The organism is Methylobacterium komagatae (assembly GCF_042661665.1).
Classification (GTDB): domain Bacteria; phylum Pseudomonadota; class Alphaproteobacteria; order Rhizobiales; family Beijerinckiaceae; genus Methylobacterium; species Methylobacterium komagatae.
On the sequence record NZ_JBHSWN010000001.1, the window covers coordinates 2,726,663 to 2,740,228 of the forward strand.

A 13,566-nucleotide genomic window follows, 5' to 3' on the forward strand; every position below is an offset into this window, starting at 1 on the left:
TCAATCGCAAGCCCGGATAGGGCGGGGCGTCCGTAATGAGTTGGGCCTTATCATCGCGCCCACCCTGTTGACGGGATCCGCCTCGGTATCAGATGCCTATCATGCCGGATCTGAACCGGTTTCGCCGTGAGCAGGAGCCGAGTGTGAACAACGACAACCTGCCAGCCAAGTCCGATGCGATGCGTCGCGAAATGGCCGAGGGTGCCGTCGCCAAGGCGCGGGAAGTGTATGAGCGGTACGCCCATTCCGGCGAGCAGGCGCTGAACGCCTTCGAAGCCTCCATGGCCCAGGCCTTCGAGGGCTGGCGGCAGGTGATGGGCGCGACCCGCGAAGCGGCGACGCAGGTTACCGACAGCAATGTCGCGGGCGCTCGCAAGGCGCGGGAACAATGGGAAGCCGCAGGCGCGCGCCTCTACAATGCCGCTGAGGACAATGCGAGCCAGATGCTGGCCGCCATGCGCGAGATCGGGCATCGGATGCTCATCGCTTCCGATACCAACGTGCGCGCCTCCCTCGACTTCGCAGAGAAGCTCGCAGCTACATCCGATCCCCGTGAGATGCTGCAATTGCAGGTCACGTTCCTGCAGGACCAGTCCCGGCGCATCACCGATCAGGTGGTGGACCTGCACCAGACGACGTCCCGCTTGGCGCGTGAGGCCGCCATCAGCGCCGAAACCCGGTGAACGCTCTATTCGCGCGGCAGTCCAGCGGCACCCGGCCGCTGCGGCTCGATGAACTCGCCTCGGCCGACGTCCCATTCAGGACGGGTCATTTCCTCGCCTACGCGCCCAAGGATTTCCACCGGATCGCCTATGTCGACTGGGGTGATCTGGCGAGCGAGCGAGTCGTCATCTGCGTTCACGGCCTCAGCCGCCAAGCGCGGGACTTCGACCCGCTGGCCTACACCCTGGCCAAGATGGGCTACCGGGTGGTCTGCCCGGACCTTCCGGGACGGGGCCTCTCCGGCTGGCTGCGCGATCCCGAACTATACGGCCTGCCGCAATATGCTGCCGACATGGCGGCGCTCATCGCCCATCTCGGTCTGAAGGGTGAGATCGACTGGATCGGTACCTCGCTCGGCGGTCTTACCGGCATGGTGCTGGCCTCCGCGCAGGACACGCCGATCCGCCGCCTCGTCATCAACGACATCGGCCCGTTTCTGCCCTGGGCGCCGATCCGCCATATCGGCGACCGCCTGCGCGACGCGCCACGGTTGCACCACAACCTCGCCTCGGGTGAATCGCGCCTGCGGATCGTGCTCGGCGCGTTCGGGCCCCTCAACGACGAGCAATGGCGGCACCTCGCCAAGCACAGCTTCTTCCCGGACCAGAACGGCGGCTGGCGTCCCCACTACGACCCGGCGATCGGACAGGCCTTCCGGCCGGGCCGAGTTTACAGCGTGAGCATGTGGCGCGATTGGGACGCCATCACCTGCCCGGTCCTGCTGCTGCGAGGCGCGCAATCCGAACTGCTCTTGGCGGAGACCGCCGACGAGATGATGCGGCGGGGCCCGCGCATCTACAGGGTGGAAATTCCCGATTGCGGCCATGCTCCGGCTCTGCTCGACCCGGACCAGATTCGCATCATCACCGACTGGATGGGCCCGGCGGGGTAATGACTCCGCTATGGCTTGGCTGCGCCTGCTGCGACAATGAGCTAGCGCAGCTTCGCTCATGGCAAAACCCCGCTGCGGCAGGGCCGCGCGGGCAAGTAGAGCCTGGGGAAACAAGAGCGTACGTTGAGGCGAAGCCGTGGCGGGAGGGCTGAGATGGGGCGTCTCGCGTGTTCGAAGTCGTGCCTGATAGGCCGCTTCCATGCCCCTGGGGCCGCTCCCGTCCGGTTATCCGTCGAAAGACCGCTAGGTTACGGGCCGAACGCACCCGTTTCCATGATGGCGGCAGCCTGCTGAGGTGGAGTCATGCCTGTCTCCTACGAGCTCGTTGCTAGGTATTCGACAGTCATCCGCACTATCCATAGGGTGCCGGATGGCTCGTGCGCCGCATCTGCGAAGCACAGGACAGAGACTGCTCCCGTCTTTCGGGCTCGTCAACTCGAAAAATGAAGCGGCCTTCGGTTTCCTTGCATGAGGTCTAGGGACGACGATCGCCCACAAGCTTAACAAAGACCTTAAATGGCGCCAATTGTTTGGGCCGCAATTGAACGGCACCACTGTCTTTCGCGCCTATTGCCGTTCCGCCTCTACGGTGGTCGCAGGTTTCCCGACGATCCGGTCGCGCAGATCCATGAACCAAGTCGGCGCCGGGGCACGGCCATCGCCGATCACCACCGTCGCAGTCATGCCGGCCACCAGTGGCACCTCCGCTGGAACGTGGTCGATCCGGATGCGGACCGGTACGCGCTGAGCGAGGCGAACCCAGGTGTAGATGGGGTTCACGTCCGGCAGGCCCTGCGTGCTCGCGGTGGCGTTGGCCGTCGAGATACCGAGTGTGATGCTGCCCACCGTTCCACGAAGATGCTGCGCGTAGCCCATCAAAGCGATGTCGGCCGACGCGCCCACCTGAATGTTGGCCATCTTCGTCTCTTCGAAATAGCCATCGATCCAGTACGAATCGACATCGACGATGTTCAGGTTGGATGTGCCGCTGCGGGCGTAATCCCCGACACGCATGAGCAGGTTGGTGACGCGCCCGTTCACGGTGGAGCGCACCTGGGTGCGCTCAAGATTGATTTTGGCCTGCCGCAGTTGCGCCTGTGCGCTTTCGAGGGCGGCGGACGCGATCTTCGCGTTGCCCGCGTAGATCTGCTTCTCCTCCACCGAGGTCGAGACGGTGGATAACGCTTCACGCCGGGCGGCCTGCGCGCTCTTCACGGACAGGTCGGCCTCGCGATTCTTCACCTCGGCATCGGCTGAGGTGACGGCGACTTCGAAATCGACAGGGTCGATCACGTAGAGAACGTCGCCCTTCTTCACGTTCTGGTTGTCGACCACGCGCACGTCCACGATCTGCCCGGAGACCTGCGGGGCGATGTTGGCGACCTGCACGCGCACCCGTCCGTCGCGGGTCCATGGCGCTTCCACGTAGAAGGTCCAGACGAAGGCCGCCGCCACGAAGGCGACGAGGAGGATCACCACCGTGGCGGCGATGCGGAACAGCTTCGCGGCCCGGCTACGGCCGGTGGCGCGGGTGAAGCTCGCATGCGAGGCGGGCGGATCGACCGGAGGCGGCTCCGACGCCTTGGATTTGTCCTGCGGCGTGATCCTCTTGGGATCGTCCTCGTCGGCGGTGGTCTGCGTCATCAGATGAAGGCAATCAGCAGGGCGAGGACGCAGACGTAGATGCCGGCCTCGGCAAGGGGGCGTTCGCCACGTACCGGCTGAACCGGATCCGCGCGAATACGAAGCGGAGGAGGACGAGGATCGCGAAGGCCGCCAGGGCATACCCCACGAAGGACGAGACCATGACCCCGCCGAAGTGGATATCCTTGTACATGACCAGTCGTGCCGCCTCTTAATCAGAACGGAGCAATATCGAGCCGCTGCAGAAAGCGGCGATGGGATGCAATGGTTCGCGACGCGATAACGAGATCGCTGACGACCCTGGCCGTGAGAAGCCGCGCGCCGCGCTCGTGGTGGCGCGACGCGCTTAGCAACTTGCGGGCTGCGTCTTCCAGCGCCCAGGCGTCGCCCTGCGCAAGGGCATTGCGAGCCCCCGGTATGAGCGGCCGTAAGGCTTCGACGCGCCATAGGGCCCGCAGTTCCGCGTGGCTCGAGCCGCCGCGGCCTCGAGCCTCGCGAGGGCGAAGGCATGCATGAGGTTCGCACGGCGCACGGCGCTGTTGCCCGAACTGTAGCTCGCGAATTGGAACAGCCGGTCGGCATTGAGGCTGGTGCGGGTCGTCGCGCCGCCGCCCTCGCCGAGCATGGCATCCGCAAGCGCGCGCTTGGCGGAGTCGAGGGCGAAGATCCGCTTTTGCGCGTTGCTTACCGGAAGAACGAGACGCACCACGATGCTGAGGATGATCGCAGCGACCAGCACGAGGAAGGCGTTCAGAAGAAACGTCAGCGCGTCGTAGCTCTGTGGGTTGGAGGGCCCAAGCAGCACGGGGAAGAACACGATCAGGATGAAGCCGATGCCGAAGGTCTTCGGGTTCAATGAGAGGAAGCAGCCGAAGTAGATGACCGGGGCCATCACCATGGCGAGCATGGGAAAGCCCTGGACGCCGTTGAGCAGGGCGAAACGCGCCACCCCCGCGAGGGTCGCAGCCAAGGTCATCCCGACGAGCACGCCGTTGGCGAACTTCTTCGGGTCCGGCGTCACCGACGAGAGGGCGGCCGTGGCCGCGACCTGCACGAGCGCGAAGGAGGCCTGCGGCAGGCCGAGGGCCACGAAGCTCGCCGCCGTCACGGCGAAGGCGATGACCACACGCATCGCCCCCCGAAAGGCGATGGGGAAGTCGCGGTGAGTCGGCAGGCGCGCATCGCGCAGAGGCTCATGGCCATCGGCCAGCGCCTTCAAACCATCCTGCGCGTAGATCGCCGCACAGGCGAAATCGAGCGCCCGCTGGAGCACGACGATCTCGTCGATCTCGCGCTTCGGATCGCGGATCGCGGCATCGACCAGTTCCCGCAATCGCTCATCTTCGGCGTCGAGGTGTGACAGGTCCGGGCCCTCGGCGATGCGGCGACAGATCGCTAGTGCTTCCTCCACAGCGGCGGTCGGCCTGCGAACGTGCGAAGCCGCCACCGCGACGGTACGGATCGCGGCGGCCATGACGTAAAGGGCGGCCATGCAGCTGCGCGCTCCAGCCGCCCGGCACGGCCCGTCATCGAGTTCCCCCGCAATGGCGCTGGCATCGGCGCGCATGGGCGCGATCTGGCGGATCAGGGCCGCGATGCGGGCCGCGCCGAGGTCGCCCTTCTGCATCGTCTCCGCCGCGTAGGCACGAGTCGAGTCCCAGGCGCCCGCCATGGTCGGCAGCAGGGCGCGCCACGTGCTCGGGGAGGCAAGGGCATCATTGATGAAGGTGATCGCGACGATGCCGAGCACAATTGCCGCCAACCGGGCGGCGGCGGCGTCGAACGTATCCTGCGGCGTATCGATCTGCGCCAGCCCGACGATGGCGACCGTGTAGCCGGACAGCATCGCCCCATAGGCGCGGCTGTCCTGCAGATATTGCGCGACGAACACGCAGAGCCCGAGCCAGACCGAGACGCAGACCAGAAGCAGCACCCGGTCCTGCCCGAACAGGGCGATGAACAGGATCGACATGGCCGCGCCGATCAACGTGCCGACGAGCCGGTACACGGCCTTCGACAGAGCTTGGCCTCGCTTCGGCTGGGCGAGGATGGCGACGCAGGTCGCCGCCGAGGAGGCGCTGTCCAGCTGAAGCCAGAACGCCACGCCGAGGGCCAGCATCATCGCGATCCAGATGCGGGTCGCGAAGGCCCAGGCGGCGGGTTTGGGAACCCAATCGTCTGCGAGGTCGATCAGCCGGTCCAGACGGGATGGACCGGCCGCCGCGGCGTTCTGCTGCCGCGCGTTCATCGAACCTCCCGCAAGCCGAGCCATCAGACTCGCAGAACGCACGCGTAGCGTTGCAGTTCAACCGTGCGTCGTGGAGGGCAGGGCTGTCCCGTCAGGCCTTGTCGTGGCCTTTCAAGCGCTTGTTGCACTTGCTCCAGAATTGCGGCCACTTCGGCCCCTGCGAGGCCTTCTGCGCGTCGGTGAGGGCGCGCCATTCGGTGCCGCATTGCTTCTGCCGCTCCCTCGCGGCGGATTGTCCGGCACTCGGCGTCTTCGGGGGTGCCTCGGCGGCGGGAGCCTCATTCTGGGCATCCTTGGCCAGCGCGACGGGCGCGGCAGCCAGCGAGAAGGCCAGGAGGCTGGCCGCGAACAAACGGTCGATCATCGTGTCGTCCTTCAGTCGCCGCCCGACCGGGCGACGATTGAACCGGGGCACGGCCGATGAACGGAATCGAGCCTTTTCGCACTGCCCAGGCGGGGTCATCCCCTCACGACCACGTGAGACAACTTGACCTTGTAGCTTGAGCCACAGGATAAAATCGTCTTCATTCGCACCTGCACAGGGTCCGGGGCGGACCGCTGGAAGGGATACGTTTGATGGCAGCGGTCAACGTCCGGCCGATCGACGTGCACACATGGAGCACGCCGAACGGTTGGAAGGTCCCGATCATGCTGGAGGAGTGCGGGCTGCCCTATCGGGTCGTGCCCGTGAACATTGCCAAGAACGAGCAATTCGCGCCGGATTTTTGGCGATCTCACCGAACAACAAGATCCCGGCGATCGTCGATCCGGACGGTCCGGGCGGCCAGCCGATCACCGTGTTCGAATCTGGTGCGATCCTTCAGTATCTCGGCCGGAAGACCGGGCAATTCTATCCCACCGACGAGCGCCAGCGCGTGGCGGTGGATGAATGGCTGTTCTGGCAGGTTGCGGGCTTCGGGCCGATGCTCGGCCAGACGCATCATTTCACCATCTACGCGCCGGAAAAGGTGCCCTACGCGATCGATCGGTTCACGGCGGAAGCCAAGCGCCTCTACGGCGTGCTGGAGCGGCGGCTCGAAGGGCGTGACTTCATCGCGGACGAATTTTCCATCGCCGACATCGCGACGGTGACCTGGGCGAAGCTGAACTTCAAACAGGGCGTCGACATCGCCACCCTGCCCAATGTCGCCCGCTGGCTGGAGCGGGTGCTCGCGAGGCCCGCCGTTCAGCGCGGCCTCGCGGCGATCTGACTGATCAGTTCTTGTTCGCGGCCTGCTGGTTCACGCCCGGCACGCGTGTCCAGGTCTGCGAGCCGCAGAGGACCTTCAGCAGGCAGCCAGAGACGCTCAGTTCGGACTCGCTCTCGCGCTCCATGCTGACCTCGTAGGTCTTGCCTTCCTCGACGTTGTAGATCTGGCCCGAGAACTTGCTGTCGTCGGGACGCAGGCCCTCAATCAGTTGCAGGCCGATGACCGGGCGGGCCCGCTTCTTCGGATCGGGGTTCTTCACATCCGTGCGGGGGGCGCCGGCCTCGTTGGTTGGCACCTTGAGCCACACGACCTTGCCGCAGACATGGGCGGGGTTCGCGCCGCAGCGGTCGATCTGGATCTTGGCGCGGCCATCACCCGTCAGCCACGTCCCGGACGGGTCGCGGGGCGTCTCGGCCTGGGCGCCTGCCAGTCCGGCGAGGAGGAAAGCGGGGCTGAGGGCGACGCGGAAGATCGGCTTCATAGGCAGCTCCGAATTCTGAGGGCGTGGCGTGACGCCGTGGCCCGATGCGGCGATGAGGCCTTCGCAATCGGGCGATTTTTCGGCCGTGTTGCGGCAACGCCACGTTTCCCCGGTTTTCCCAAACCGATCCGCGCGGGTTGAGGCAGGGGTGACGCGAGGCTATAAGCCCGCCGCCCAAGGGTTTTTGCGCGAACGCAATTTGCGCCGATTCCGGGCCGCGGAGCGATGCGGACCAGTTTCGTGCGCCCGAACCCCAGCCCCGATATTCCGACAGAGAGACGACGGACCATGGCCACCGAGCGCACCTTCTCGATCCTCAAGCCCGATGCGACCCGCCGCAACATCACCGGCGCCGTCAACGCCCTGATCGAAGGCGCGGGCCTCCGCATCGTCGGCCAGCGCCGCATCCAGATGACCAAGGCCCAGGCCGAGAAGTTCTATGAGGTCCACAAGGAGCGCCCGTTCTACGGCGAGCTCGTGGAGTTCATGACGTCCGGCCCGGTCGTGGTGCAGGTTCTCCAGGGCGAGAACGCCGTCGCCAAGTACCGTGAGGTGATGGGTGCCACCAACCCGGCCCAGGCCGCCGAGGGCACCATCCGCAAGCAGTTCGCCGAGTCGGTCGGTGAGAACACCGTCCACGGCTCCGACAGCCAGGAGAACGCGAAGCTCGAGATCGCGCAGTTCTTCCAGGATTCCGACCTCACCGCCTAACGCGCAAGGTGGCCGGCGGGGCACAGCTCCGCCGGTTCCCATTCCTCCGTCACGATGGACGGATAGTGTGTCCGCCCCGTCATTGACGCGGAAGACTACGGAAGCGACCAGGGAGCCCGGTCAAACACCCGAGCCCTGGAACCATCCACCGATGAAGACCCGCTTCAACCTGCTGATCGCGACCGGCCTCCTAGCCCTCGGCGCCACCGCCGCCCTCGCGAGCGGGTCTTCGGCCCCCTTCGAGCAATACCAGCCCGATCCCGCGCTCAAGACCGCGAGCAAGGCTAACCTCGAAGGCCGCGTGCGCCATGCCTGCGCCGTCGTGCAGGCCCGCATGACCAGTGCCCCCGAGGCGTCCCTAGAGCGTCCCTGCGGCTGCTACGCCAAGCAGACCCTGCGCAGCCTCGACGAGTCCGAGATCGAAGCCTACCGCACCACCGGCTATTTCAACGACAGCGCCCGCGCCAAGGCTCTCTCGGCCCTCGACGCCTGCAAGCTGCAGCGTCCAGTCTGATCTTCGCAGGCATTATCGCGAGCGACGACGACGCGTTCCAGGGATTCTCGGCGCATTCGAGCGTCACGCTAGCCCTGGATCGCGTTGCACCGCTGGCCCTGACGGGCGGCGCCTTCAGAGGCTGAACAGCACAGCCTCGGGCGGTGGTTCGCTGATGATGACGCGGTCGCCTTCCAGGCGGGCCTTGCCGCCCGCCACGAGGGCCAGAGCCGCTGGGTAGAGGCGCCGCTCCTGCACGATGACACGCGCGGCAAGGCTATCCGGGTCGTCACCCTCGCGCACCGGCACGGCTGCCTGCGCCACGATCGGCCCGGCATCGAGTTCTGGCACCACGAAATGCACCGTGCAGCCGTGGAGCCGAACGCCCGCCGCGAGCGCCTGCGCATGGGTGTGCGTCCCCTTGAACAGCGGCAGCAGGGAAGGGTGGATGTTGATCATCCGCCCGGCCCAACCCTCCACGAACCCGTCCGTAAGGATGCGCATGAAGCCCGCGAGGCAGACGAGATCCGCCCCGGATTCTCGCAACACCGCGTCGATGGCGGCGTCGAAACTCGCCCGGTCGGGATAGGCCCGGTGGTCGATGCTGCGCGTCGGAATGCCGAGCGCGGCAGCGCGAGCGAGGCCTTCCGCATCGGGATTGTTCGACAGGACGAGGACGATCTCCGCCGGGAAGGCGGGATCGCGTGCCGCCTCGGCCAGGGCGACCATGTTCGAGCCGCGCCCGGAGATGAGAACCGCAACGCGGACCTTCGCCGTGCCGGACATCAGAGGCTCAGGCTGCCCGTGTAGGTGACAGGATCCGCGCCCCGCGCGGTGATGCGGCCGAGCCGAACCGGTGGTTCGCCCGCGTCGGTCAGGGCCTGTGCGACGGCGTCCTCAGTACCGGCGGCGACGACCACCACCATGCCGATCCCGCAATTGAAGGTGCGCAGCATCTCGGCCGCCGCTACGCCACCCTCTCGGGCGAGCCAGCCGAAAACCGGCGGCGGCGTGAGGGCATCGAGGTCGAGCTCGATGCCGATTGCATCGGGAAGGACGCGGGGCAGGTTGTCGGGGAAACCGCCGCCCGTAATGTGGGCGAGCGCCTTGATGCCCTCTGCCGCGCGGAGCGCCGCGAGCAGGGGCTTCACGTAGATTTTCGTCGGCTCCAGCAGCGCCGCACCGAGGCTGCGCGAGGGATCGAACGGTGCGGGCGCATCCCAGCCGAGGCCGGTGCGGGCCACGATCCGGCGCACCAGCGAGTAGCCGTTAGAATGAACACCGGAGGAGGTCAGGCCAAGAACCACGTCGCCGGGCGCTATGCCGTCGCGCGGCAGCAGCGTGCCGCGCTCGGCTGCGCCCACCGCGAAGCCTGCGAGGTCGTAATCGGAGCCATCGTAAAGGCCCGGCATCTCGGCCGTCTCACCGCCGATCAGAGCGCAGCCCGCCTGACGGCAGCCCTCGGCGATCCCGCGCACGATGTCGGCGCCGACGCCCGGCACGAGCTTTCCGGTAGCGTAATAGTCCAGGAAGAACAGGGGCTCGGCGCCCTGCACCACGAGGTCGTTCACGCACATCGCCACGAGGTCGATGCCGATCGTGTCGTGCTTGCCCGTCTCGATGGCGATCTTCACCTTGGTGCCGACGCCGTCGTTGGCGGCGACGAGGATCGGATCCTTGAAGCCTGCCGCCTTCAGATCGAACAGGCCACCGAAGCCGCCGATCTCCGCGTCCGCTCCCGGTCGCCGGGTCGAGCGAACCAGAGGCTTGATCGTCTCCACCATCGCATTGCCGGCGTCGATATCGACGCCCGCCTGCGCGTAGGTGAGGCCTTTCCCGTCCGCCGTCATGCCAGCGCCATCCCGAAGTGATTTCGGCACCGCTCTAACGGGTCACGCGCCATCGCGCGAGTCGCACTTGACCTGTCGCAGCCGGCTCCCGACCCTTGAGGGACATGCCCAACGACTCCCCGCCCCGCCAACTCACCTTCGATCTGCCCTTCGATCCCCGCTACGGGCGCGAGGATTTCCTTGTGGGCGATGCCAACGAGGCCGCCTACGGCCTTATCGAGGCGTGGCCGCATTGGCCGGACCGGGTTCTGGTACTCACCGGACCAGTGGGGAGCGGCAAAAGCCACCTCGCGGCGATCTGGGCCGAGCGCGCCCATGCCTGGACCGTGACGGCGGCTGCGGTCACGCATGACCGCGTTCAGCACCTCGCCTCGAACGGTGCCCTCGTGGTCGAGGATATCGACCGGCCGGAGGGGCGGGACGAGGCGGCCCTGTTCCACCTGCTCAACCTCGTGCGTGAGCGGGGAAGCCCGGTACTCTTCACCAGCGGCAAGCCGATCGATTCCCTCGGCATTACGACGCCCGACCTGCGCTCGCGCCTCCGCCTCGCCCCAGGCGTCGCCATCGACGCGCCCGACGACGCTTTGCTTCGGGCGGTACTGGTGAAGCTGTTCGTGGACCGGCAACTCATCGTGGATCTTGGAGTGATCGAGGCCGTTGCCCTGCGTATCGACCGCTCTCTGGGGCGGGCGAGGGAAGTGGTGGCCGAACTCGACCGCGATGCTCTCGGACGAGGACGGCGCATCAGCCGACCGCTGGCCGTCTCCGTCCTGCGCCGCATGGGCCTCGGCGAGGCGGCGGAGGATTCGGAGGCCTGAACGGGCACTGTCATCGAACTGTCGTGACGGCGCCGCCAAGCGAGTGGTAAGGGGCCGCGAAGGCCGACCTCGGAACACGGACGCAACTGATGGAATCGACGCCCAAGCCCCATGACCGCAAGGAGACTGGGGATGCGGCGGACGGACCGTCTGCTCCCGCGTCGCGGACGCCGGTCGCCCGGCGGAGCGCAGCTACGCCGCGCCGTTCGGCAAACCCGTCGACCACCGGCTCCCGCCAGAGCGCGCCTGCACAGGCCGACGTCAACGAGGAATGGCCGACCTCTCCAGCTTCACCCGAACCCGCCACGCCTGCGGGGCCCGCGCGTGACCCCGTGGTCGAAGCGGGCCGCAGCCTGCGCCATGCACCGGAACGGTTCGTCAACCGCGAACTATCCTGGCTGCAGTTCAATCGGCGGGTTCTGGAAGAGGCATCGAACAGCAACCATCCACTGCTGGAACAGCTCCGCTTCCTGTCGATCTCGGCCAACAACCTGGACGAGTTCTTCATGGTGCGGGTCGCAGGCCTGCACGATCAGGTCCGGGCGGGCATCACCATGCCGTCGCAGGACGGTCTGAGCCCCACCGAGCAGCTAACGCGGATCGGCGCGGAGGTGGCGAGCCTCGCCGCCGACCAGCAGGCGCGCTGGCGGGAGTTGCGCCACGAACTGCACAACGCCGAGATCGACCTCGTGGAGCCTGCCGACCTTTCCGGCGAGCAGGCCGCATGGCTCGAAGACTACTTCCTGACCTACGTCTTCCCTGTGCTGACCCCGCTGGCCATCGACCCGGCGCACCCGTTCCCCTTCATCCCCAACCTCGGCACGACCCTGGCGCTGATGCTGGTGCGGCCCCGCGACGGGCGTTTGCTGCGGGCGCTGATTCGCATGCCGGGCCTGCTCGACCGCTTCGTGCGGCTGCCCGCGCAGGAGGGTGATTCCCAGGCGCGCTTCATCGCGATCGAGCAGGTGATCGTGATGTTCACCGCGCGGCTCTTCCCCGGCTACCTCGTGAAGGGGCAGGGGGCGTTCCGGGTGGTCCGCGATTCCGATCTCGAAATCGAAGAGGAGGCCGAGGACCTCGTCCTGCACTTCGAATCCGCCTTGAAGCAGCGCCGCCGCGGCGTCGTGATCCGCATCGAGGTCGAAGCGGGCATGTCGGAGGAGCTACGCAACTTCGTCGTGGACGAATTGGAGATCTCGTCCGACGCCGTGTTCCTCGTGGAAGGCATGCTCGCCCTCAACGAGCTATCTCAGATCGTCGGGATCGACCGGCCGGACCTGAAGTTCAAGCCCTATACGCCACGCTTTCCCGAGCGTATCCGCGAGAGCGGCGGCGACGTGTTCGCGGCGATCCGGCAGAAGGATTTCATCGTCCACCACCCCTACGAGTCGTTCGACTCGGTGGTGCAGTTCCTCGCCCAGGCCGCGCGGGACCCGAACGTCGTCGCCATCAAGCAGACGCTCTACCGGACCTCCTCGAATTCGCCGATCGTCGCGGCCCTCGCGGAGGCTGCCGAACTCGGCAAGTCGGTGACGGCGCTGGTCGAGTTGAAGGCGCGCTTCGATGAGGAAGCTAATATCCGCTGGGCGCGCAATCTCGAGAAGGCGGGCGCGCAGGTGGTGTTCGGCTTCGTGGAGCTGAAGACGCACGCCAAGCTGTCGATGGTGGTTCGGCGCGAGGGCGATCGCCTCGTCACCTACTGCCATGTCGGCACGGGCAATTATCACCCGATCACTGCGCGCATTTACACCGACCTGTCGTTCTTCACCGCCGACCCCGCCATCGCCCGGGACGTCAGCCGGATCTTCAACTTCATCACCGGCTACGCGGAGCCCGCCGAGTTGGAGCGGATGGGGGTCTCCCCTCTGACGCTCAAGAACAAGCTGCTCGAGCACATCGAGGCCGAGGTCGCGCACGCCAAGGCGGGCCGCCCGGCGGCGATCTGGATCAAGTGCAACTCCCTGGTCGACATGCAGATCATCGATGCGCTCTACGACGCCTCGGCGGCGGGGGTGCAGATCGATTGCGTCGTGCGCGGCATCTGCTGCCTGCGGCCGGGCATTCCCGGCCTGTCGGAGACGATTCGGGTGAAGTCGATCGTCGGGCGCTTCCTCGAGCACGGACGCATCTACGCCTTCGGCAACGGCGTCGGGCTGCCGCACCCGAAGGCTACCGTCTACATCTCCTCAGCCGATCTGATGAGCCGCAATCTCGACCGTCGCGTGGAGGCCCTGCTGCCGATCACGAACCCGACTGTGCATCAGCAGGTGCTCGACCAGATCATGCTGGCTAATCTTCTCGACAACAGGCAGAGTTGGCGTGTACTGGCGTCGGGTGGTTGTGAGCGGATCCAGCCCTCTGACGGTGAGGAATCGTTCAACGCTCACAAGTACTTCATGACGAACCCCAGTCTGTCGGGGCGCGGTAAATCCTCGAAGAAGTCGAGCCCCCGCGCACTCAGCCGCCGCGCCCGCGCCACGCAGAACGACTAGGAC

The 13,566-nt window shown here is 66.5% G+C and carries 11 protein-coding genes and 3 pseudogenes; 7 read left to right on the forward strand and 7 right to left on the reverse strand.

Going from position 1 to position 13,566, the window contains the following annotated elements; genetic code table 11:
- Window positions 1–143: 143 nt before the first annotated feature.
- On the forward strand, window positions 144–683 hold the full coding sequence (locus tag ACFQE0_RS13320) for a phasin family protein (protein WP_378970308.1): 540 nt from the start codon (window positions 144–146) through the stop codon (window positions 681–683).
- On the forward strand, window positions 680–1,615 hold the full coding sequence (locus ACFQE0_RS13325) for an alpha/beta fold hydrolase (RefSeq protein ID WP_378970310.1): 936 nt from the start codon (window positions 680–682) through the stop codon (window positions 1,613–1,615). The genes ACFQE0_RS13320 and ACFQE0_RS13325 overlap by 4 nt, the downstream gene beginning before the upstream one ends.
- Before the next feature lie 567 nt (window positions 1,616–2,182).
- On the opposite strand, the gene ACFQE0_RS13330 is transcribed toward ACFQE0_RS13325, so the two are convergent.
- From ACFQE0_RS13330 to ACFQE0_RS13345, 4 genes and pseudogenes are all read right to left on the reverse strand, one after another.
- Window positions 2,183–3,259 (reverse strand): HlyD family secretion protein, encoded by a 1,077-nt coding sequence (locus ACFQE0_RS13330; RefSeq protein ID WP_378970313.1) that lies wholly within the window; start codon window positions 3,257–3,259, stop codon window positions 2,183–2,185.
- Window positions 3,259–3,452: pseudogene (locus ACFQE0_RS13335) on the reverse strand (DUF1656 domain-containing protein). The gene ACFQE0_RS13330 and the pseudogene ACFQE0_RS13335 overlap by 1 nt, the downstream one beginning before the upstream one ends.
- A 22-nt stretch (window positions 3,453–3,474) precedes the next feature.
- A pseudogene (locus ACFQE0_RS13340) lies at window positions 3,475–5,507 on the reverse strand (FUSC family protein).
- A 91-nt stretch (window positions 5,508–5,598) separates the two neighbouring features.
- Window positions 5,599–5,871 carry a hypothetical protein gene (locus ACFQE0_RS13345; RefSeq protein ID WP_378970315.1) on the reverse strand — a complete coding sequence of 91 codons (273 nt, stop codon included), beginning with the start codon at window positions 5,869–5,871 and terminating at the stop codon, window positions 5,599–5,601.
- A 212-nt stretch (window positions 5,872–6,083) separates the two neighbouring features.
- Here ACFQE0_RS13345 and ACFQE0_RS13350 point away from each other — a divergent pair.
- A pseudogene (locus ACFQE0_RS13350) lies at window positions 6,084–6,718 on the forward strand (glutathione S-transferase family protein).
- Window positions 6,719–6,722: 4 nt separating this feature from the next.
- On the opposite strand, the gene ACFQE0_RS13355 reads toward ACFQE0_RS13350, so the two are convergent.
- On the reverse strand, window positions 6,723–7,199 hold the full coding sequence (locus ACFQE0_RS13355) for a DUF2147 domain-containing protein (RefSeq protein WP_378970317.1): 477 nt from the start codon (window positions 7,197–7,199) through the stop codon (window positions 6,723–6,725).
- Window positions 7,200–7,487: 288 nt separating this feature from the next.
- Here ACFQE0_RS13355 and ndk point away from each other — a divergent pair, with 288 nt between their 5' ends.
- A complete protein-coding gene (gene ndk / locus ACFQE0_RS13360) occupies window positions 7,488–7,910 on the forward strand; it encodes a nucleoside-diphosphate kinase (RefSeq protein ID WP_378970320.1) in 423 nt (140 codons plus the stop codon).
- A gap of 151 nt (window positions 7,911–8,061) precedes the next feature.
- Window positions 8,062–8,424 (forward strand): hypothetical protein, encoded by a 363-nt coding sequence (locus ACFQE0_RS13365; RefSeq protein ID WP_378970322.1) that lies wholly within the window; start codon window positions 8,062–8,064, stop codon window positions 8,422–8,424.
- Between the two features lie 114 nt (window positions 8,425–8,538).
- On the opposite strand, the gene purN is transcribed toward ACFQE0_RS13365, so the two are convergent.
- Together purN and purM are read right to left on the reverse strand one after the other, a co-directional pair.
- Complete coding sequence (gene purN / locus ACFQE0_RS13370) at window positions 8,539–9,189, reverse strand: phosphoribosylglycinamide formyltransferase (RefSeq protein WP_378970325.1); 651 nt, start codon at window positions 9,187–9,189, stop codon at window positions 8,539–8,541.
- The gene (gene purM, locus ACFQE0_RS13375) at window positions 9,189–10,253 is read right to left on the reverse strand and encodes a phosphoribosylformylglycinamidine cyclo-ligase (RefSeq protein WP_378970327.1); all 1,065 of its coding nucleotides are present in this window, start codon (window positions 10,251–10,253) and stop codon (window positions 9,189–9,191) included. Before purM ends, purN begins: the two co-directional genes overlap by 1 nt.
- 104 nt (window positions 10,254–10,357) lie before the next feature.
- On the opposite strand from purM, the gene ACFQE0_RS13380 reads away from it, so the two are divergent.
- A complete protein-coding gene (locus ACFQE0_RS13380; protein WP_378970330.1) occupies window positions 10,358–11,071 on the forward strand; it encodes a P-loop NTPase family protein in 714 nt (237 codons plus the stop codon).
- Window positions 11,072–11,160: 89 nt separating this feature from the next.
- Window positions 11,161–13,563, forward strand: a complete 2,403-nt coding sequence (locus tag ACFQE0_RS13385) for an RNA degradosome polyphosphate kinase (protein WP_378970332.1) — start codon at window positions 11,161–11,163, stop codon at window positions 13,561–13,563.
- The last annotated feature ends 3 nt before the right edge of the window (window positions 13,564–13,566 follow it).

What these genes read in the sequence shown, in the direction of transcription:
- ACFQE0_RS13355 (WP_378970317.1), bottom strand. Translation starts at nt 7,199, where the DNA reads ATGAAGCCGATCTTCCGCGTCGCCCTCAGCCCCGCTTTCCTCCTCGCC.
- ACFQE0_RS13345 (WP_378970315.1), bottom strand. Translation starts at nt 5,871, where the DNA reads ATGATCGACCGTTTGTTCGCGGCCAGCCTCCTGGCCTTCTCGCTGGCT.
- purN (WP_378970325.1), bottom strand. Translation starts at nt 9,189, where the DNA reads ATGTCCGGCACGGCGAAGGTCCGCGTTGCGGTTCTCATCTCCGGGCGC.
- ACFQE0_RS13330 (WP_378970313.1), bottom strand. Translation starts at nt 3,259, where the DNA reads ATGACGCAGACCACCGCCGACGAGGACGATCCCAAGAGGATCACGCCG.
- ndk (WP_378970320.1), top strand. Translation starts at nt 7,488, where the DNA reads ATGGCCACCGAGCGCACCTTCTCGATCCTCAAGCCCGATGCGACCCGC.
- ACFQE0_RS13380 (WP_378970330.1), top strand. Translation starts at nt 10,358, where the DNA reads ATGCCCAACGACTCCCCGCCCCGCCAACTCACCTTCGATCTGCCCTTC.
- purM (WP_378970327.1), bottom strand. Translation starts at nt 10,253, where the DNA reads ATGACGGCGGACGGGAAAGGCCTCACCTACGCGCAGGCGGGCGTCGAT.
- ACFQE0_RS13385 (WP_378970332.1), top strand. Translation starts at nt 11,161, where the DNA reads ATGGAATCGACGCCCAAGCCCCATGACCGCAAGGAGACTGGGGATGCG.
- ACFQE0_RS13365 (WP_378970322.1), top strand. Translation starts at nt 8,062, where the DNA reads ATGAAGACCCGCTTCAACCTGCTGATCGCGACCGGCCTCCTAGCCCTC.